Source organism: Lacimicrobium alkaliphilum (assembly GCF_001466725.1).
GTDB lineage: Bacteria > Pseudomonadota > Gammaproteobacteria > Enterobacterales > Alteromonadaceae > Lacimicrobium > Lacimicrobium alkaliphilum_B.
Genome location: NZ_CP013650.1, coordinates 2013185 through 2032069, shown reverse-complemented (window position 1 = coordinate 2032069; position 18885 = coordinate 2013185). Strand labels below are relative to the sequence as shown.

The window sequence follows — 18885 nt, the reverse complement described above, 5'->3', positions numbered from 1 at the left end:
TAAAACAGATAGTGGCCAGGGTATGGCGGATATAGCTTAAGGGATATCTGGAATTAAGAGAGACTGTGGCGGAGCGGACGGGACTCGAACCCGCGACCCCCGGCGTGACAGGCCGGTATTCTAACCAACTGAACTACCGCTCCGCTGAATCTCTTTGTGTGTTGGCGGAGCGGACGGGACTCGAACCCGCGACCCCCGGCGTGACAGGCCGGTATTCTAACCAACTGAACTACCGCTCCAACACAAACAATGGGACCTAGATAAGAAATGGCGGAGCGGACGGGACTCGAACCCGCGACCCCCGGCGTGACAGGCCGGTATTCTAACCAACTGAACTACCGCTCCAGTTTCTTATATAAATCAAGCAGTTAAGACATAAAAGCAAGGCGCTCATCCCCAACTGCGGCGCAGATGATACGGTTTACCCCTGAGTGAGTCAACCTCTTTTTCCGCTAAAAAACCTTAAAACGGCGCTCTGGAGAGCCGTTTGCGGCATTATTAATCAAACTGGATATTTTCCGTTCAGTTGGTTCCCCGGATACAATCAGGAACCTGCAACACTATCTGCCGCTTTGGCCGCTTTTTTCTTTTTGCTGAACAATGACGGTAGCTTCGTCATTGGGTTGGCCAGTTTTGTTTTGGCAAACATAAAGTACCAGATCAGTACCCCGCCGCCGATCACCAGCACCAGGTTGGCCAGCATAATAATCAGCCACAGGTTGCTGTCACTGATCCCGGCTTCAGGGTCCATTTCCTGCGCCCCCTGGCTCATAGCAGTCAGTTCTGCACTGGCGCGGGCTTCCAGATCCACATTTGTTATACCTTCATCGGCGCCAGCTTCGGGTTGTTGCGGCACCGGAGGTTCAGAGAGAAAACTGAATTCCGGCACATCCAGAATAAAATCACGACCACCTACTGTTTTGCCATAGGCGGTCATCTTTATTCTGAAAACGCCATATTCAATATTGAGTATTTCCTGCACCCTGGCCTCGTCTGAGCCCTCGGTCACAGAAAAACTCAGTACATCACCATTAGGATAACGAATCTTGCCATTTACCAGCAGGCTTTCGATATCCACCATCTCCCTGTCTACATCGATAATCAGGTTATGCCGACCATTGCCCTGATCCTGATCCACCGACACCTGCACAGGATTAGGTAACAGTACCAGGGGTTCTCCCTCTTCTTCGCGGGTAAACATGGCGGTAGTGGTTCGGTAGAGCGGCTTCCACTGCCCTTCAGGAATATTCAGATTAAATTGCCCAGTAAAAATGCCATCCATGGGATATTCATCCATGCCCATGCCATTATCTTCATAGCGGGCTACCAGTTCAGTCTCGGCACCAAAGTTGGTGAAGTCAGGATTATTGGTACTGATAAACTCAACGCTCAGTTCCACCGCATTGCCAAATTCCACATATTCAATGGGTTCGCCACCGTTAGTCAGTGTGGCCGTCAGCTTTAGTAATTCGCCGGAGAAGACCAGCTCTGGCAGCGGTTCAGTCTGGAGGCGAATATCACTGACCACCATCACCTTACTGCCAGGCAATAACTGCCCGACTGCCTGCCAGGGGCCTGGCATGGGCTGTTTTATTCTTACCAGATCATAAGTGGTATCGTCATACCACTGGATCTCATCACCTGAATCATCGTCGCGGGGATAAATCTTGCTGCCATCAGGGCGCACCAACACAACCGGAGCCGAACCGTACTCCCTGAAAAACACCAGGGTGATTTCATCCACTTTATAATCGATACGAAACCGGTTCTGGAGCAGTTCAATACTGTTGAGGTATTCGTCTGAAGAGAGCATGGAAATAGGATTAGGCGGCGCCGCTACCGTCTCCTGCCCCGGTTCGGATTGCTGAGCTGCCAGCACTGATGTGAATGTCAGTGCTATTAGTAGGCTTAGGCTTTTAATCATATTACTCCGCTGGATGGCGCCAGATACAACTTCCGCCCTTGCTTTCAATCAGATCTAGACGGTTTTCATGTTCTTTGAGTTCATCGGCAGAAGCACGAAGAACCTTTAGGGGAGCTCTGTCAGCAGCAAGCCGTCGGATCCCATCAGGCTTGCCGTTTTCATCGTTGGCATTGTTACCCGACAGATTCAGCGCAGTCTGCCCGCCTGTCATCAACAGGTAAACATCAGCCAGGATCTCGGCATCCAGCAAGGCGCCGTGCAAAGTACGATGAGAGTTGTCGATGCCATAACGTTTACATAAGGCATCAAGATTATTCTTTTGCCCCGGATGCAGTCGCCGCGCCAGTTCCAGGGTGTCCAGCACCGAGCAGATGGTGCGGGTAAACCCTGGCTTTTTGCCGGTCAGCAGAAATTCATGGTCCATAAAGCCCACATCAAAGGCGGCGTTATGGATCACCAGTTGTGCTCCTTGTATAAAGGCACAAAAATCATCGGAAACTTGTGAAAAGGTTGGCTTATCGGTCAGCATTTCGTTGGTGATACCGTGAACGTCAATGGCTTCCTGTTCCACTTCCCGCTGCGGATTGACATAAACATGAAAGTGTTCACCGGTGAGACGGCGATTGATCAATTCCACACAACCTATTTCAATGATTTTATGCCCCTGTTTGGGATCGATACCTGTGGTTTCAGTATCAAGAACGATTTGCCGCATTCGCTGTCTGCTCCTATTCATTTGGCTTTACGGTGATTATACTGCCGAGCATGCAGTAAAATCAGGGAAATAAAAATTAATAATGAAAAAAATTGCTATTTATACTGACGGCTCCTGTCTGGGTAACCCCGGTCCCGGTGGTTACGGCGTGGTGATGAAATATAACAGCCATACCAAAGAGCTCAGCAAGGGCTACCAGCTGACCACCAACAACAGAATGGAAATGATGGCCGCCGTGGCCGCACTTAAAAGCCTCAAAGAAGCCTGTGAAATCCACCTGACCACCGACAGCCAGTATCTGCGCCAGGGTATTAATCAGTGGATCCATAACTGGCGCAAGAATGGCTGGCGCACCTCAGATAAAAAGCCGGTGAAAAATGTCGACCTCTGGCAACAGCTGGACCAGCTAAGCCAGAAACATAAAATACACTGGCACTGGGTTAAAGGGCACAGCGGACATACTGAAAACGAGCGCTGCGACGAACTGGCCCGCACTGCCGCAGAGGGTAAAAAGCTGGTTGAGGACAGCGGCTTTAGTCCCGGTTAGTCCCAATAGCCAATCAGCTTGCCACAGTTGTGATTAGCTTGTAGTTGGTCATGAGCCGCAGCGATATCATCAGCGCGGTAGTGCTGATCAACACACACTTTCAGCTCATTGGTGGCAAAGGCGCTCAGGCAATCATGACTGAATGCCTTAACCAGGTCGGTTTTATAGCCGTCACTGCGGTTACGTAAGGTTGATGCCCTCAGACTGGCCCGTTTTTGCAGCATCCTGGCCATATCCAGCTTTTCCACATAGCGCCCGGCTAACATCGCCAGTTGTATGATTCTGCCATCCAGGTTCAGGGCCCTGATATTTGCATTGACATAATCGCCGGCGACAATATCAATCACCAGATCCACCCCTTGCCATTGTTCTTTGATTTGTTTGGCAAAATCCTGTTGCTGATAATTGATCAACAGTTGCGCCCCAAGTTGCTGGCAGAACCCGAGCTTTTGTTCAGAAGACGCTGTCACCGCTACCCGCGCGCCTTTAAATCTGGCCAGCTGAACAGCCGCTGATCCCACACCGCTTGCCCCGGCATGTATCAGCACCGATTCACCACCCTGAAGATTACCCAGTAAAAACAAGGCCTGGTAGGCGGTCAGAAAGACCTCCGCCAGTCCGCCTGCATCCATCAGCTCCAGCGTGTCCGGTACCCGCATTAAATGCTCTGCATTTACCGCAACATATTCCGCATAGCCACCACCGGCAACCAGACCACAGACCCGATCCCCTTGTTGCCAGTTGCCACAATCGCCGGCATCGGCCACTTCACCGGCCACTTCCAGACCGAGGATTTCACTCTCACCCGCTGGTGGCGGGTATTTGCCCTGGCGCTGCAAAAGATCGGCCCGGTTAATACCAAATGAGGTTACCCTGACTAATACCTGCCCCGACTGCAAAGCCGGAACCGGCATCTGGTCAATATTCATTGCGCCATCTTCATGGTGTCTAATGTAACGCATCACAGTACCCTGAAGCCGTCAGGTTGTGCATCGGCAACGGCCTGCACCTCTACGTGCTCAACCTCACTGTCTGGCGGGCCCTGATGTAAGAATGCCTCAAGCTTTGCCAGCGCACTGCTCTCACCACAGGCTAACACTTCGACACTGCCGTCACTCAGGTTCTTGGCATAGCCGTTAAGCCCAAGTTGCTGTGCCTGCTGCTGAGTACTGCGGCGAAAAAATACCCCCTGAACCTTGCCTGTTACCCTCACCTTAATACATTGTTGCGTCATAGGATCCTCTGTACAATCGCGCCATTGAAATCTGACCACCGGGATTATGCTATGACATCCAGCGTTGTTTTGCATCCGCAGCGGGAAAAGTCGCTGCTGCGCCGACATCCGTGGGTTTTTGCCAGCGCCATCGACAAACAGAATGGCAAACTGAGAGCGGGCGATACGGTGGAGATCTTTTCCAGCGAGGGAAAATGGCTGGCCAAAGGGGCCTGGTCACCACAATCTCAGATACAGATCCGTGTCTGGAGCTTTGATCAGCAGGAAGTTATCGATAACGGCTTTTTTCTGCGCCGTATCGAATCTGCCCTGGCCGGCCGCCAGGCGCTGATCGCCCGTCATGGCCTGACCGGATTTCGGGTTGTGGCTGCAGAATCTGACCGGCTGCCTGGCGTCACCATCGACAAATACGATAATGTGCTGGTCTGCCAGTTGCTCAGCGCCGGAGCAGACAGGCATCGCAGCAAGATTGTCTGGGCCTTGCAAAAGTGTTTCCCGGATTGCGCCATCCTTGAGCGCTCCGATGTAGCAGTAAGAACCAAGGAAGGGCTTGAACCACTGGTTCAGGAACTGACCGGAGAGATCCCTGAACAGGTTTGTATCGAGGAAAATGGCATAAAGGTATTGCTGGACCCCCGTCAGGGTCACAAAACCGGTTTCTATCTGGATCAGCGCGAAAACAGGGCCATTGCCGCCAGTTACGCCAGGGACAAGACGGTACTCAATTGCTTCAGCTACACCGGCACCTTTGCCAGTTATGCCCTTGCCGCCGGTGCCGCGAAAGTGATTAATATGGATGTGTCGGAGGATGCCCTGCAAATGGCCAGGCGTAATCTGGAGATTAATCAGCTGGATCTGAGTAAAGCCGAATTTGTCAAAGCGGATGTGTTTCAGGCTCTCAGAGATTATGCAGAACAAGGCAGAAGATTTGACCAGATCATTCTCGATCCGCCGAAGTTTGTCGACAGCAAAGCCGGTTTAAACCGTGCCTGTCGGGGCTATAAAGACATTAATATGTACGCTATGCAGTTGCTGGAACAAGGGGGGATTTTGTGTACCTTTTCCTGTTCCGGGCTGATGCCACAGGAATTGTTTCACAAGGTGGTAGCCGATGCGGCACTGGATGCCGGCCGGGAAGTGCAGTTTCTTGAGCGCCTGTCACAGGCAGCCGATCATCCTGTAGCCAGTACCTACCCGGAAGGTTACTATCTTAAGGGCCTGGTCTGCCGTGTACTGTAGTCACTGACGCAGGGCCGGAATACTCTGGCCCGGGCTGATTATCGCATCTCAATAATCTCTACACCTACTACATAACTGGAGTCACTGGCGGGTTCGCAGCGCACCACCTTGGCTTTGGCATTAAGTGACGGAATCTGACTGTTGGTAGACTCCAGTAATGCCTGCACCACCGTACCCAGTTCAATAGACTCATCCACCTCGAAAGACATGCCGGTGGCACTTAAGTCTTTACAAATAGCAGATACGCTCCTGCTCGATTCATCATCTGTGATAACCAACTCACAGCTGCTGTTTACCATCATACGGAAAAAATCCCGCTTATCATCATAGCCAAGCATAACCCGTCCCTCTCATTTAGTACCAATTGGGATACTGCCCCTTTGATCGCACACCACCTTTATATTGCGCCCACCTGATGTTGTCAATCAAACAGCTTAAAACTGCTGTAAGTGATTAAGGATGCGCTTCTGGGAAATCGGATAGGCTGTGCCCAGCTGCTGAGCAAAAAATGACACCCTGAGCTCCTGGATCATCCACTTCACTTCCTCTAATTGTTCAGGTACCGGCTGCCCTTTGGGCAGCTTGTTTAAACAGGCCTGCCAGGCAGCCTGCACCTTTTCAATTTCCAGCTGATGCTGCCTGTCTCTGGATACATCGATACTGAGCTTTTCCAGTCGTTTGGCGATAGCCTGCAGATAACGGTTCCAGTCATCCAGCCTGGCAACTCCCACTTCGCTGACAAATCCCGGGTACACCAGCTCATCCAGATTCGCTTTAACATCACCGGTGGCACTGATCATATTCAGCGGAATATTGCCTTTAAGCTTTTTATGCACCTGGTGGGCCGTAGTCAGGCCTTTCTCCACTTTTACCGCAATATCCAGCACCAGTGGATTAAGCTCACCGGCCACCTGCTGCTGTAATTGCTCAAACTGCTCAGGGGTTCTGATTTGTTGCGGTTGTGGGCCGATAAGCGTATCCATTGCGGCGTCAATACAATCCATTATCAGCGCATGAATCTGGCCAAAAGGATTAAAGTACAGGCCTAGTTTGGCCTTATTCGGCAGTTTCTGTTGCAGGTATTTAACCGGTGACGGCAAATTCAGTAACAGCAGGCGTTTCAGCCCCTGGCGGTGGGCCTGAGCGGCCAGCCAGGGCTGGTCAAAGAGTCTGACCGAGACGGAAGTCTTGTCATCACTCAATGCCACAAAGGCCTTAACCTGATAGTTGCCCTGCCCCTTTACAAACTCAGCCGGTAATTCACCGACCGACCATTGTGTCAGCCCGGATTTTTCCAGTTTCGGCGTCGCCGCCTTTTTCAGAGTCTGTTTCACCTTGTCCTGCAGCTTCTGCTGCAGCAGATTCAGATCTTTATCCTGAGCCAGCACCTGGTCTTTTTCATCTACTACCTTGAAGTGCATTTGCAGATGCACCGGCAGACTTTGCCACTGCCAATCCTCTTCGGGTACTTCAACGCCGGTGATTTTTTTCAGGGTCTGTGTCAGCGCATCCAGGAACGGCGTATCGCAAGGTTCGATCCTCTGCATACAGGCTTTGGCGTAATCCGGCGCCGGTACAAAATTACGCCGCATGCGCTTCGGCAATCCACGGATTAGTGCAGTAATAAGCTCTTCTCTTAACCCCGGCACATGCCAGTCGAAGCCTTTGTTGACCACCTGATTCAGCAGAGGCAGGGGGATCAGAACGCTGACCCCGTCGTCAGGATCTTTAGGATCGAAGTGATACACCAATGGCAGCCTGAGATTGCCCTGTTGCCAGTGATCGGGATAATCCAGCGCACTGATATGGTCGGCATCCTGCTGCATCAGTTCATCCAGTCTGAATTTAAGGCAATCCTTATCCTGTTGTCTGGACCACCACTTGCGAAAGCCCGCTTCGGTGCAAATATCCTGGGGCAGGCGCTGCTGATAAAACGCCACCAGATGCTCTTCATCCACCAGAATATCCCGTCGTCTGGATTTGGCTTCCAGCTCTTCAACCTGCTCAACCAATTGCTGGTTATGAGTAAGAAACTCCTGATTCAGTTTGGTATCCAGATTGACCAGTGCTTCACGAATAAAAATATCCCGGCTGATAACAGGATCCAGACGGCTGTAATTAACCCGCCTTTCGCGCACAATATCCAGTCCGAACAGGGTGACACGCTCCATCGCCATCACCGCTCCCTGTTTCTTCGACCAGTAGGGTTCAGAATAATGGGACTTGGTCAGGTGTGAGGCCAATCTCTCCAGCCAGGTGGGATCAATTTTCGCCACATCCCGGGCAAACAGCCTCGAGGTTTCCACCAACTCTGCTGCCATGACCCATTTTGGAGCGGCCTTAGCTACTCCAGAGCCGGGAAAGATCATAAAACGGCTGTTGCGCGCGCCCAGATATTCACGCTCTTTATCTTTAAAACCAATATGGGATAACAGCCCGCTGGCCATCGCCTGGTGGATCACCTCATAGTCGGCCTCTTCGCTGTTAAGGCGAAAGCCGAGTTCGACAATGCCCTGCTTGAGCTGACTGACAATATCCTGCCATTCCCGCAATCTGAGATAATTTATAAAATGGCTCTTACACCATTTGCGTAACTGGTTATTGGTAAGCTGCTTCTGCTCGGCCCTGAATGCATACCAGAGCTTCAGGTAAGACAGAAAATCCGACTCCTTATCGGCAAACTGACTATGGGCTTCATCGGCTGCCTGGCGCTTATCATGGGGCCGCTCGCGGGGATCCTGAATGGATAAGCCTGCAGCGATAATAATAACCTCCTGCAGACAGTTCAGTGACGCCGCTTCCACCAGCATCCGGGCATAACGGGGATCAATAGGCAAACGGGCAATCTGACGCCCCAATGAGGTCAGTTTTGTGGCGCTTTTGGCTGAGCTGACTGCGCCCAGTTCATGTAACAGCCTGAAGCCATCTTTAATATGACGGCTATCCGGCTCCTGCAAGAATGGAAAGGCCTCAATATTACCCAGGCCAAGAGACAGCATTTGCAGGATCACCGAGGCCAGATTAGTGCGCAGGATCTCCGGGTCGGTAAATTCCGGCCGGGATAAAAAATCCTGTTCTGAATAAAGGCGTATACAGATACCCTCAGAAACACGTCCACAGCGCCCTGCCCGCTGATTGGCTGAAGCCTGGGACACCGCTTCGATAGGCAGACGCTGCACCTTGCTACGAAAGCTGTAACGGGATAAACGGGCAAAGCCGGGATCGATCACATACTTGATTCCCGGTACCGTCAGTGACGTTTCTGCCACATTGGTGGCCAGTACAATGCGCCGGCCGCTGTGGGGCGCGAAAATGCGGTTCTGCTCGGCGTTTGTCAGGCGTGAATACAATGGCAATATCTCTGTATTGCGCCATTGTTGGCGTTTCAGACCTTCAGCGGTATCGCGGATATCCCGTTCACCGGCCAGAAACACCAGAATATCGCCATGGCTTTCCCGTGCCAGCTCATTCACGGCGTCGATAATGGCATCCAGTTGATCTCTGTCTTTATCCTCCGCCTCGTCCATCGCCCGGTACCGTACCTCAACCGGGTAAGTGCGGCCCGTCACAGTGATCACCGGGGCATCATCAAAATGGCGGGCAAAACGTTCCGGATCGATTGTGGCACTGGTGATGATGAGTTTCAGATCGGGCCGTTTGGGTAACAGCTGCTTCAGATAACCGAGGATAAAGTCGATGTTAAGGCTGCGCTCGTGAGCCTCATCGATAATGATGGTGTCATACTGGTTTAAAAAGCGATCCCTTTGGATCTCGGCCAGTAATATGCCGTCGGTCATCAGTTTGATATAGCTGTTTTCACTCACCTGATCGGTAAAGCGAACCTTGTAACCTACGGTTTCACCCAACTTGCTGCCCAGTTCTTCGGCAATCCGGTTAGCCACAGTGCGGGCCGCCAGGCGCCTGGGCTGTGTATGGCCAATAAGCCCGGCAACACCCCGGCCCAGCTCCAGACAAATTTTGGGAATTTGGGTGGTTTTACCGGATCCGGTTTCACCGGCAATAATCACCACCTGATTCTCGTCAATGGCCCTGGCGATTTCATCCCTGCTCTGGGTAACAGGCAGATCCAGATAGTCTATGTCAGGTTTTTGCTGCTCGCGGGACTGCCTGCGAGCTTCTGAAGCGGCAATTCGTGCTTCGAGCTTTTGCAGGCCTTGTGGATTATTGGTTGTTTCTTTTAACGCCATACGCAGTGCATGACGCTCAGAACTCATGCACTGTTGAATACGTTGTCTGAGAGTTGCAGTGGACAATAGAAACCGCTGTGTCGTGATAAAGGCGACGATCCTAGAAGATGGCGGGCAGGATTTCTACTCTGAACTGAGAATAAACTTTTCAGCCTGCCCGTTTATAACCAGCATGCAACTGAATATCCATGGCATGTAATACCTGAGAGCGGGTAATACTGCCCAGCAGATACCCGTCATCGTCTACCACCGGATATACTTTGGGCTTTTCATGCAGCATCTGCTGAGCCAGCTCAATAATAGACATATAAGGTTTGATCGAAAGCACTTCGGTGCGCATGATCTCAGCCACTCTGGCCACCTGTTCCCGGTAATAGCTGGACTCCAGCATCTTGGTCAGACAATCCTGCTCAGATAAAAACCCCACCAGTTTACGATGCTCATTGATAACCGGGCCCCCCGTCTGGTGCGCCTGCAATAATCTTTCTACCGCTAGTGCTACCGTCATATCACGGGTAAAAGTGACAGGTCTGGGGTTCATATAATCGCTGACTTTCAAGGATTCCATCGCGCTTCCTCTGTTATTGTCAATTTAGTGATACGTCACTATAAAGATAGACCCCGAAACAGATTTATTCCCGGCTTATCGTCAATTTATCCTGCAAAAACAACCATAAAGCTATTCTTCCCCATAAATGCCGACACTGAGCTTGCCCTGGGTGTCGATGCTGGCCCGGTACATGCCCTGAGTATTAAATGGCTGGCTGATATTGCCCTTGTTATCCATCACAATAACACCGCCTGTACCGCCCACAGGCTTGAGTACATTGTGGATCACTTCATCCGCCGCCTGTGCCGCAGTAACCTTCTGATACGCCACTCTGGCACAGATATCCGCAGCGACATTGTAGCGAATGAAATATTCACCATGTCCGGTCGCCGACACCGCACAGCTTTGATTATCGGCAAAGGTTCCGGCACCGATAACCGGGGAGTCACCAATACGGCCCCATCGCTTGGCAGTCATACCTCCAGTAGAGGTGGCCGCCGCCAGATTACCATTTTTATCCAGCGCTACCGCCCCTACCGTGCCGAACTTGTAATCCAGCAGCAGAGGGTCTGACTGCGCCGTTTTATCGAGTTTCAGGGTTTCTTTAGCTTTTTGCAGCTGTTCAAAACGAGCGTCACTGTCGAAGTAAGTATTCGGCACTTTTTCAAATCCCAGCGACTCTGCAAAGGTTTCTGCGCCGCGGCCACTGAGCATAACGTGATCAGACTTTTCCATTACGGCTCTGGCCAGAGCAATAGGGCTTTTGATGGTTTTCACCCCTGCCACCGCACCAGCCTGGCGGTTTTTGCCCCACATAATCGAGGCATCCAGTTCATGAGCGCCTTCATAGGTATATACCGCACCTTTGCCGGCGTTAAACAGTTCCGATTCTTCCATGACCTGAATAGCCGCTATAGTCGCATCCAGGCTGCTAGCACCCTGTGCTAACAGGGCGTGACCGGCCTTAATCGCCTGCTCCAGTTTGGCCCGGTATTGCTGTTCCCTTTCCTCACTCATATTGGCCCGGTTAATGGTACCTGCACCACCATGAATAACGATAGCAATGGGACTTTGCCCTGTCGTTTCAGCCATCGCCCCCTGCTGCACAAAAGCTAAGAAACAAAAGCTGGTAAGTAAAAGTGCGTTTTTCATTTTTAGTTCTCCGATGACTTTGCTGCAGGTTATCATAATACCAATCCGCGTAGATAACAGCGCTCGCTGAGTAGACAATTATCTGCGTGGGTTGGTATATAACTTGAGTTTAACGCGCTGATTTGCTCTGATGCAGGGCATAAGCAACAACACTGGAAGTAACATTGTCTGACCCGTCCATTTTCTGGCACGACTACGAGACCTGGGGTGCCAATCCGACCAAGGATCCTGCGGTACAATTCGCCGGTATCAGAACCGACCTTAAGCTGAATATCATCGGTAAACCGGTCAATTTTTACTGTCAGATCCCCAGCGATTACCTGCCTCAACCCCAGGCAAGTCTGATTACCGGCATTACCCCGCAGCAGTCTCTGCGTGATGGAATGATTGAAGCAGAGTTTGCTAACAAGATTCACGCAATCTTCTCAGAGCCCGGGACCTGCGCTGCAGGCTACAACAGTATTCGCTTCGATGACGAGGTTACGCGTAACCTGTTTTACCGTAATTTTTATGACCCCTATGCCCGCGAGTGGCAGCAGGGTAACAGCCGCTGGGATATCATCGATTTGGTCAGGGCCTGTTATGCACTGAGACCCGAAGGCATCAACTGGCCAACTAATGAAGATGGCACCCCCAGCTTTCGTCTGGAGCGTTTAAGTGAAGCCAATGATATATCTCATCGGGATGCCCACGATGCTATGTCAGATGTCTATGCCACAATTGCTCTGGCAAAATTAATCAGAGATAAACACCCTAAACTTTACGAGTATCTTTTCAATCTGCGTTTAAAAAAGGAAGTCAGCAAGCTGATTGACTGGCAGCATAAGACGCCGCTGGTACATATTTCCTCTAAGTTACCCGCAGCTAATGGCTGTTGTACCTGGGTGGTACCTGTTTGCCCGCACCCGACTAATAAAAATGCCATTATTGCCCTTAATCTGGCATTAGATCCCCAGCCCCTGTTTGACTTACCTGCCGGAGAACTCAGAGAAAAACTCTATACCCCTCAGGCGTTGCTGGATGAAAACGAGCAGCGCCTGCCGATCAAGCTTATCCATATCAATAAGTGTCCGGTAATCGCACCGGCGAAAACCCTGACCCAGGAAAATGCGCAGCGGCTGGGGATCAACCGCGCTGTGTGCCTGAGCAATCTGGATAAGATCAAAGCCAGCGAGGGACTGGAACAAAAACTACAGGATGTCTTTGATACGCCAAGAGACGACCAGCAACGGGATGCCGATCATGCGCTGTATACCGGCGGCTTTCTTTCTGATGCGGATAAGAGCAAGGCTGAACAGGTCCATCACTGCCATCCGGAGCAACTGGCCTCACTAAACTGGAAGTTCGATGATAACCGTCTGAATACATTATTATTCAGATACAGAGCCCGCAACTATCCTGCTACCTTAAACGCCAATGAGCTGGAACAATGGCAGCGACACAGGCAGTTCAGACTTTTAGATCCCGATTCGCCTGGCAGTATAAAAATGCAGGAATATCTGCAGGAAATAGAGCGACTCGGTGAGCTTAATGCACAGGATGCAAACAAACTGGCAATTTTGCGCGCACTGTATCAATATGCACAGAGTATTTAACGTTAGGCTGTGGCTGTCGATAACTAGATAGCACAAGGTAAATTCAGGCTGGAGTATGGACGGAGTTACCCTCACATTAGAAGACAGTGGTCTGTTTCTGAGGATCAGAGTCGATACCAGTGAAGTAAAAGGCAAGCTGAAAGCCAGCGACATGTTACAGTTGCTGCAGGACAGTGAGCAAAAAGACTTTCTGGTGTTCGACGGCTCCCTGGTCAAAATTGAGCAGGAAGTCCACAATGCCAAAGAGAACAACAGCCACAAAATCATAGACGAGCGCATTGCAGAAAAACGCGATGCCGAAGTTCAGTTTGTTATGCTGGACTCGGATATGGCTGCTGAAATCGTTATGACTACCGCTCAGGGTGGCAAAAACCCAGCCGTAATCCAACTCGTCAAACTTGCCCGCAAAGCCGGTATCCGCAAAGGTTTAGGTAAAAACCATCTGCGGCGCATTGTAGACAGAGCCAACAAGGAAGAACCACCAGGTACAGTGATACGGGAAATTATCGCCAAAGGCCTGCCAGCCAGGAACGGGCGCCCTTCCCGACTCTCACCGCTGGTGCCCAATGCACTGGAAAGAATTCTGCAGCCCCAGGAAGTCAGCAAAAGCCGGGTCGATATGCGCGATTTGGGCGACATTATCTGTGTCAAAGCCGGAACCCCGGTATTACAAAGGTTACCGCCCAGTGATGGACGGAACGGCTATACAGTGCGGGGAGAAACCCTGACTCCGGTGGCCGGAGAGTGGCTGCCAATCAAAGCAGGCAGTGGTATTGTCGTCAGCCCCGATGATGAGAATCTGTTGCTGGCTGAAATATCCGGTATGCCGAAATTCCAGAATGGTGACATGTGGGTGGATGAAACCTACATCACTAAAGGAGTCAATGTCGGCACTGGTAATATCAACTACGAAGGTGCGGTAATCGTAAACGGTGATGTCACCGAGAAAATGATCATCATTGCCACCGGTGATGTAACCATTAACGGTTTTGTCGAATCGGCTCACATCCAGGCCGGTGGCGACATCATCATTACTCAGGGGGCCATGGGCAAGCAGAGTGATACTGATACCACAGAGTATAATACCAAGCTAATTGCCAAAGGCAGTGTGCATGTTCAGCATGGGCAGGGACTGGATATCAGCTGTAGTGGCAATGTGACCGTCGGCAAGCAGTTAGCTCACAGCCGCATCGTTTGCGGCGGCGGTGTCATAGTTGGCCCGATGGAAAATCCCAATGGCAATCTGTTTGGTTGTGAAATTCAGTGCCAGGATGAAATTAAGGCCGGCGTTATCGGCGCGGTTTCCGGCTCTAACCTGTTTATTGATTTCAGTGATGGCTATAACTTCCTGATAGAACGTAAAGATGAGTTTGAAGAGCTGCTGAAACAGCTTCAGAACAACTACTATCGCCATAAAGGCAAGGTCGACATCATCAGGAAGAAGCGCATGCCCAAAGAGCTTTCTGAAAAAGTTAACCGCATCATGAGCCTGTACAAAGGCGAAGAGAAGCTGCTCGACTGGGTCACCAAAAAGACGGAAGCCCTGCGTAAGGCCAAGGATGATTATCTGCTTATCACCCGCATGCGGGCGAGCAAGAAGATTCACCCCGGGGTAGTGCTAAAGCTCAATAACCGAACCTGGAAAGCTGACCGCGAATATGCTAACGGCCAGGTTTATTATTTCGAGCATCAATGGCACTTTAAGCCAGATTAATGACGGTCCGGTTACTTAGGTAACCGGGCCAGTAAGCTGGAGGTATCCCAGCGGCCGCCGCCCATGTTCTGAACATCTGCGTAGAACTGATCCACCAGAGCAGTGAGTGGCAATGTCACGCCCAGTTCTCTGGCCTGTTGCAGGGCAATATCCAGATCTTTACGCATCCAGTCTACAGCGAAACCAAAGTCATATTCCCCTTTGAGCATACTTTGATAACGATTCTGCATCTGCCAGGACTGCGCCGCACCCTGACTGATCACCTCAACCACAGCTTCACAATCCAGTCCTGCCTGCTGACCAAAATTCAGCGCCTCAGCCAATCCCTGCACTACACCGGCAATGCAAATCTGGTTCATCATTTTTGCCATTTGCCCTGTACCAGCAGGTCCCAGCAACTTGCAGCAACGGGCGTAAGCCTGCATGGCCGGTTCTGCATCAGCGAAAACCGATGGGTCTCCACCAGTCATTACCGTCAGTACGCCATTCTCGGCTCCTGCCTGACCACCGGATACCGGCGCATCAAGAAAGCCTATCTGTCGCTGCTGTGCAATCTGATAAAGCTCTTTGGCCACTTTGGCTGATGCAGTGGTATGGTCAACCAACACGGTGCCGGGGCTCATTCCAGCCAGCGCCCCTTGCTCTGAGAGCACCACAGATCTGAGATCATCATCGTTGCCGACGCAGACGAAGACGAGCGCTGCGCCTTCTGCAGCCTGCCTGGGGCTATCCGCCATTGTACCTGCATATTCCTGAACCCATTTACTGGCTTTTGACGCGGTGCGGTTATAGACGCAAACCTGATATCCGGATTTCTGCAAATGGCCCGCCATGGGATAACCCATTACCCCCAAGCCAATAAATGCGACTTTCTGCCCCATGGGATTTTCCTTCTTGTGATACCTTGATACAAATTTAAAATGTTATGCTGAGCAGTAGTTTCAGCCCCGCATATTCCAGGGAACAATTATGACAGAAAGCCTGTACGACTTCGAAGTGGAAAAAATCGATGGCAACAAACAATCTATGGCGGACTTCAGCAATAAAGTGCTGTTGATCGTAAATACCGCCAGCAAATGCGGCTTTACGCCTCAGTACGAAGGACTGGAGCAGCTTTACCGGGATTACCGCGATAAGGGGCTGGAGATCCTGGCCTTTCCCTGTAATCAGTTTGGCGGTCAGGAACCCGGCTCTGAAGAACAGATCCAGCAATTCTGCGATCTAAACTACCAGACCAGCTTTCCACTGTTTAAAAAAGTGGATGTTAATGGCGATCAGGCCGAACCCTTATACAACTATCTTAAGGACAAGGCCCGCGGTGTGCTGGGGAGTAAAAGTATCAAGTGGAACTTCACCAAATTTTTAGTAGATAAACAGGGAAATGTGGTCAGACGCTATGGCTCTACCACCAAACCCGATGAGATCAGGCAGGATATTGAAGCCCTGATTGCCGGTGAATCCATTTAGCAAAGGAGCGCAAGTATATGAAAGTCGGTGTGTTCAGTGCCAAACAGTATGACAAGGATTCCCTGCTACAGGCTAATCAGGACTTCGATCTGCAATTTATTGAAGCGAGACTTAACCGGCAAACTCTGCCACTGGCCGCGGATTTCGATGTCATCTGCGTATTTGTGAACGATCAATTAGATAAAGAGGTAATCCAGCAGCTAAAACAGCAGGGCATCAGACACATTGCCCTGCGCTGTGCGGGGTTTAACAATATCGATCTGGATGCGGCTAAAGAGTGCGGTATCAGTGTTTCAAGAGTACCGGCTTATTCCCCTGAAGCGGTTGCCGAACATACGCTGGCGCTGATACTGACCCTGAACCGCAAACTGCACAAAGCCTATAACAGGATTAAAGAAGGCAATTTTTCCATAGAGGGATTACTGGGATTTAATCTGCATGGCAGAACTGTGGGTATTATCGGTACCGGCCGTATTGGTGTGGCCACCATCAGGATCTTAAAGGGCTTAGGTTGCTCCGTATTATGTTGTGACCCGGTTGAATCAGAAGAAGCGGTCACTCTGGGCGCCCGTTATGTCACGCCTGAACAGTTGATGTGTGAATCTGAGATTATCTCATTGCACTGCCCCTTAACACCGCAAACTCACCATATGATTAACGATGCCAGCATCGCGCAGATGAAAGATGGTGTGATGTTGATCAACACCTCCAGAGGCGGCCTGATCGATACCAGTGCCGTGATCCGCGGTCTGAAGACAGAGAAAATTGGCTATCTGGGGCTGGATGTTTATGAAATGGAAGGTGATTTGTTCTTTGAAGACTTATCCAGTGAGATTATCCAGGACGATGTGTTTCTGCGTTTGCTGACCTTCCCCAATGTGCTGATCACTGGTCATCAGGGCTTTTTCACCCAACAGGCACTGAAACAGATTGCCGAAACCACCATGCGTAACCTGACCCTGGCAGCCAGAGGCGAGCGGGATGAAGTCAGCTTTCTGGTTTAAGGGCTATCAGATGAAAATACCGGCCCAGCCATAAATAGGGGTGGGTCGAGCCATATTGGATTTCTCTGGCTTTGATTTGTTGGTAGTGACTGCTTTGCATGGTTTTATCGCGCATATAATCATGAAAGCAGCGTATTCCTGCCTTGTGTCTGATCTCCAGCCCCGCCTTCTGTATAAAATCCAGTACCTCAGAAGGTGGTAAGGCATTGTTCGGATTAAGCCGCACTCTGTTGCTGACCACAAAGTCTTTATCGATATAATCAAAATTGCCATACAGCAAATTACTGAACAGATGGGCATCCCGGTTAAAAAAACTTAAGGACAGATAGCCACCGGGTTTTAAGCGCTTTAGCAGATGGGTTAAAGCATCGAAAGGATCACTGAGCCATTCCAGCACCGCATGGCAAAGAATCAGGTCAAAATTTCGCTCAGGTTCCAGACTTTGCAGCGCACCGCAGTGAAAATTGACGTCAGGAAACCCTGAGAGCTTTTTCTGTGCCATTTCCAGGGCCTGACCAGAAATATCATTCACCAGTACCCTGTGCCCCAGACTCAGCATCTCCTTTGCCATCACACCGGTGCCACCACCGGCATCAAGGCAATCAAGCGAGCCCGCCGGGAGATGCTGATGCAGATAATGCAGCAGCAACTCATGTCGTAACCGGCCCTTGCTGGTGCCATAGATATTCTTTTCGAACTTATCAGCTATCTGATCAAAACTCTGATCCTGTTGCCATTGTTTATTCATGAATATTTATGCCGGGTTGTCGATATCGATAAATTCCACCTGCAGATCAAGCTGCCCTGCCAGGTGTTCCCCGACTGCTTTAGCACCATAACGCTCGGTAGCGTGATGGCCTGCTGCAAAAAATGCAATACCCGCCTCTCTGGCCGTATGTATGGTCTGCTCAGACACTTCCCCGGTAATAAAGGCGTCGATGCCCTGCTCTGCAGCCTGCTCAATAAAGCCCTGCCCACCGCCCGTGCACCAGGCCACCGTGCTGATGCGCTTGTCTTCATTCGCCTCTGTCAGAGGCTGTCTGGCAAGGCGCCGGGTAATTCGTTCGCTTAACTGGGACACCGACAGCGGGGTCTCTAAGCGCCCGCGCATCGCAACAGATTTCGGATCAGTGGCGTCCAGTCCACCGCTGACCTGAATATCCAGCAGCCGTGCAAGTTGTGCGTTATTGCCAAGCACAGGATGGATATCCAGCGGCAAATGATAGGCATAGAGGTTTATATCATGAGCAAGCAAACTGGCCAGTCTGCGCTTTTTCATGCCCTTAATACACGGGTTTTCTCCTTTCCAGAAATAGCCATGGTGCACAAAAATGGCATCTGCATCGATTGCAATTGCCTTATCAATCAGAGCCTGACTGGCGGTGACACCGGTCACCAGCTTATGGATCTGGCTTTTACCCTCAACCTGTAAACCGTTTGGGCAATAGTCCCTGATGCTGTCAGGAGAAAGCAGTTTATTCAGATACTCAGTCAGTTTATCTCGCACTATCACGTTAAAAATCGCCTGTTTTGTTA

17 protein-coding genes and 3 tRNA genes are annotated in these 18885 nt (G+C 50.8%); 6 read left to right on the top strand and 14 right to left on the bottom strand.

All coding sequences use genetic code 11. The features are described from left to right. Positions 1-66 precede the first annotated feature (66 nt). From AT746_RS09290 to dnaQ, 5 genes are all read right to left on the bottom strand, one after another. A tRNA-Asp gene (locus AT746_RS09290) sits at positions 67-143 on the bottom strand. 19 nt (positions 144-162) lie between these two features. Beyond that, a tRNA-Asp gene (locus AT746_RS09285) sits at positions 163-239 on the bottom strand. Positions 240-268: 29 nt separating this feature from the next. Beyond that, positions 269-345 (bottom strand) — tRNA-Asp (locus tag AT746_RS09280). 199 nt (positions 346-544) lie between these two features. Further along, entirely contained in the window at positions 545-1924 is a 1380-nt protein-coding gene (locus tag AT746_RS09275) for a TIGR03503 family protein (protein ID WP_082633209.1), read from the bottom strand. 1 nt (position 1925) lies between these two features. After that, positions 1926-2639, bottom strand: a complete 714-nt coding sequence (gene dnaQ / locus AT746_RS09270; protein ID WP_062479578.1) for a DNA polymerase III subunit epsilon — start codon at positions 2637-2639, stop codon at positions 1926-1928. An 82-nt stretch (positions 2640-2721) separates the two neighbouring features. On the opposite strand from dnaQ, the gene rnhA reads away from it, so the two are divergent. After that, complete coding sequence (gene rnhA, locus AT746_RS09265) at positions 2722-3186, top strand: ribonuclease HI (protein ID WP_062479575.1); 465 nt, start codon at positions 2722-2724, stop codon at positions 3184-3186. Here the strand turns inward: rnhA and AT746_RS09260 are convergent. Further along, positions 3183-4148, bottom strand: a complete 966-nt coding sequence (locus AT746_RS09260; protein ID WP_062479572.1) for an NAD(P)H-quinone oxidoreductase — start codon at positions 4146-4148, stop codon at positions 3183-3185. The two genes, rnhA and AT746_RS09260, sit on opposite strands and share 4 nt — an antisense overlap. After that, positions 4148-4420: an acylphosphatase gene (gene yccX, locus AT746_RS09255; protein WP_062479569.1), complete on the bottom strand. Its 273-nt coding sequence runs from the start codon at positions 4418-4420 to the stop codon at positions 4148-4150. The genes AT746_RS09260 and yccX overlap by 1 nt, the downstream gene beginning before the upstream one ends. A gap of 51 nt (positions 4421-4471) precedes the next feature. Between yccX and AT746_RS09250 the strand changes: the two genes are divergently transcribed. Next, positions 4472-5659, top strand: coding sequence for a class I SAM-dependent methyltransferase (locus tag AT746_RS09250; protein WP_062479557.1), 1188 nt, complete (start codon positions 4472-4474; stop codon positions 5657-5659). A 38-nt stretch (positions 5660-5697) separates the two neighbouring features. Here the strand turns inward: AT746_RS09250 and AT746_RS09245 are convergent, their stop codons facing one another. From AT746_RS09245 to AT746_RS09230, 4 genes are all read right to left on the bottom strand, one after another. Continuing rightward, the gene (locus AT746_RS09245) at positions 5698-5997 is read right to left on the bottom strand and encodes a PilZ domain-containing protein (protein WP_062479554.1); all 300 of its coding nucleotides are present in this window, start codon (positions 5995-5997) and stop codon (positions 5698-5700) included. 96 nt (positions 5998-6093) lie between these two features. Beyond that, positions 6094-9933: an ATP-dependent RNA helicase HrpA gene (gene hrpA, locus AT746_RS09240; protein ID WP_257721083.1), complete on the bottom strand. Its 3840-nt coding sequence runs from the start codon at positions 9931-9933 to the stop codon at positions 6094-6096. Between the two features lie 82 nt (positions 9934-10015). Continuing rightward, complete coding sequence (locus AT746_RS09235) at positions 10016-10435, bottom strand: CBS domain-containing protein (protein WP_062479548.1); 420 nt, start codon at positions 10433-10435, stop codon at positions 10016-10018. A gap of 111 nt (positions 10436-10546) precedes the next feature. Beyond that, entirely contained in the window at positions 10547-11569 is a 1023-nt protein-coding gene (locus AT746_RS09230) for an isoaspartyl peptidase/L-asparaginase family protein (protein ID WP_062484110.1), read from the bottom strand. Positions 11570-11733: 164 nt separating this feature from the next. Between AT746_RS09230 and sbcB the strand changes: the two genes are divergently transcribed. Both sbcB and AT746_RS09220 read left to right on the top strand, forming a co-directional pair. Further along, on the top strand, positions 11734-13164 hold the full coding sequence (gene sbcB, locus AT746_RS09225; protein ID WP_062479545.1) for an exodeoxyribonuclease I: 1431 nt from the start codon (positions 11734-11736) through the stop codon (positions 13162-13164). A gap of 55 nt (positions 13165-13219) precedes the next feature. Further along, entirely contained in the window at positions 13220-14878 is a 1659-nt protein-coding gene (locus tag AT746_RS09220) for a DUF342 domain-containing protein (RefSeq protein WP_062479541.1), read from the top strand. 11 nt (positions 14879-14889) lie between these two features. On the opposite strand, the gene AT746_RS09215 is transcribed toward AT746_RS09220, so the two are convergent. Beyond that, positions 14890-15759: an NAD(P)-dependent oxidoreductase gene (locus tag AT746_RS09215; RefSeq protein ID WP_062479537.1), complete on the bottom strand. Its 870-nt coding sequence runs from the start codon at positions 15757-15759 to the stop codon at positions 14890-14892. Between the two features lie 88 nt (positions 15760-15847). Between AT746_RS09215 and AT746_RS09210 the strand changes: the two genes are divergently transcribed. Both AT746_RS09210 and AT746_RS09205 read left to right on the top strand, forming a co-directional pair. Further along, on the top strand, positions 15848-16345 hold the full coding sequence (locus AT746_RS09210) for a glutathione peroxidase (RefSeq protein WP_062479533.1): 498 nt from the start codon (positions 15848-15850) through the stop codon (positions 16343-16345). Between the two features lie 17 nt (positions 16346-16362). Beyond that, positions 16363-17349: a 2-hydroxyacid dehydrogenase gene (locus AT746_RS09205; protein WP_062479530.1), complete on the top strand. Its 987-nt coding sequence runs from the start codon at positions 16363-16365 to the stop codon at positions 17347-17349. Here the strand turns inward: AT746_RS09205 and AT746_RS09200 are convergent. Together AT746_RS09200 and AT746_RS09195 are read right to left on the bottom strand one after the other, a co-directional pair. Then, on the bottom strand, positions 17333-18097 hold the full coding sequence (locus tag AT746_RS09200) for a methyltransferase domain-containing protein (protein WP_062479527.1): 765 nt from the start codon (positions 18095-18097) through the stop codon (positions 17333-17335). The genes AT746_RS09205 and AT746_RS09200 overlap by 17 nt on opposite strands. A gap of 6 nt (positions 18098-18103) precedes the next feature. Then, positions 18104-18859, bottom strand: coding sequence for a Nif3-like dinuclear metal center hexameric protein (locus tag AT746_RS09195; RefSeq protein ID WP_156413763.1), 756 nt, complete (start codon positions 18857-18859; stop codon positions 18104-18106). Positions 18860-18885: the final 26 nt, after the last annotated feature.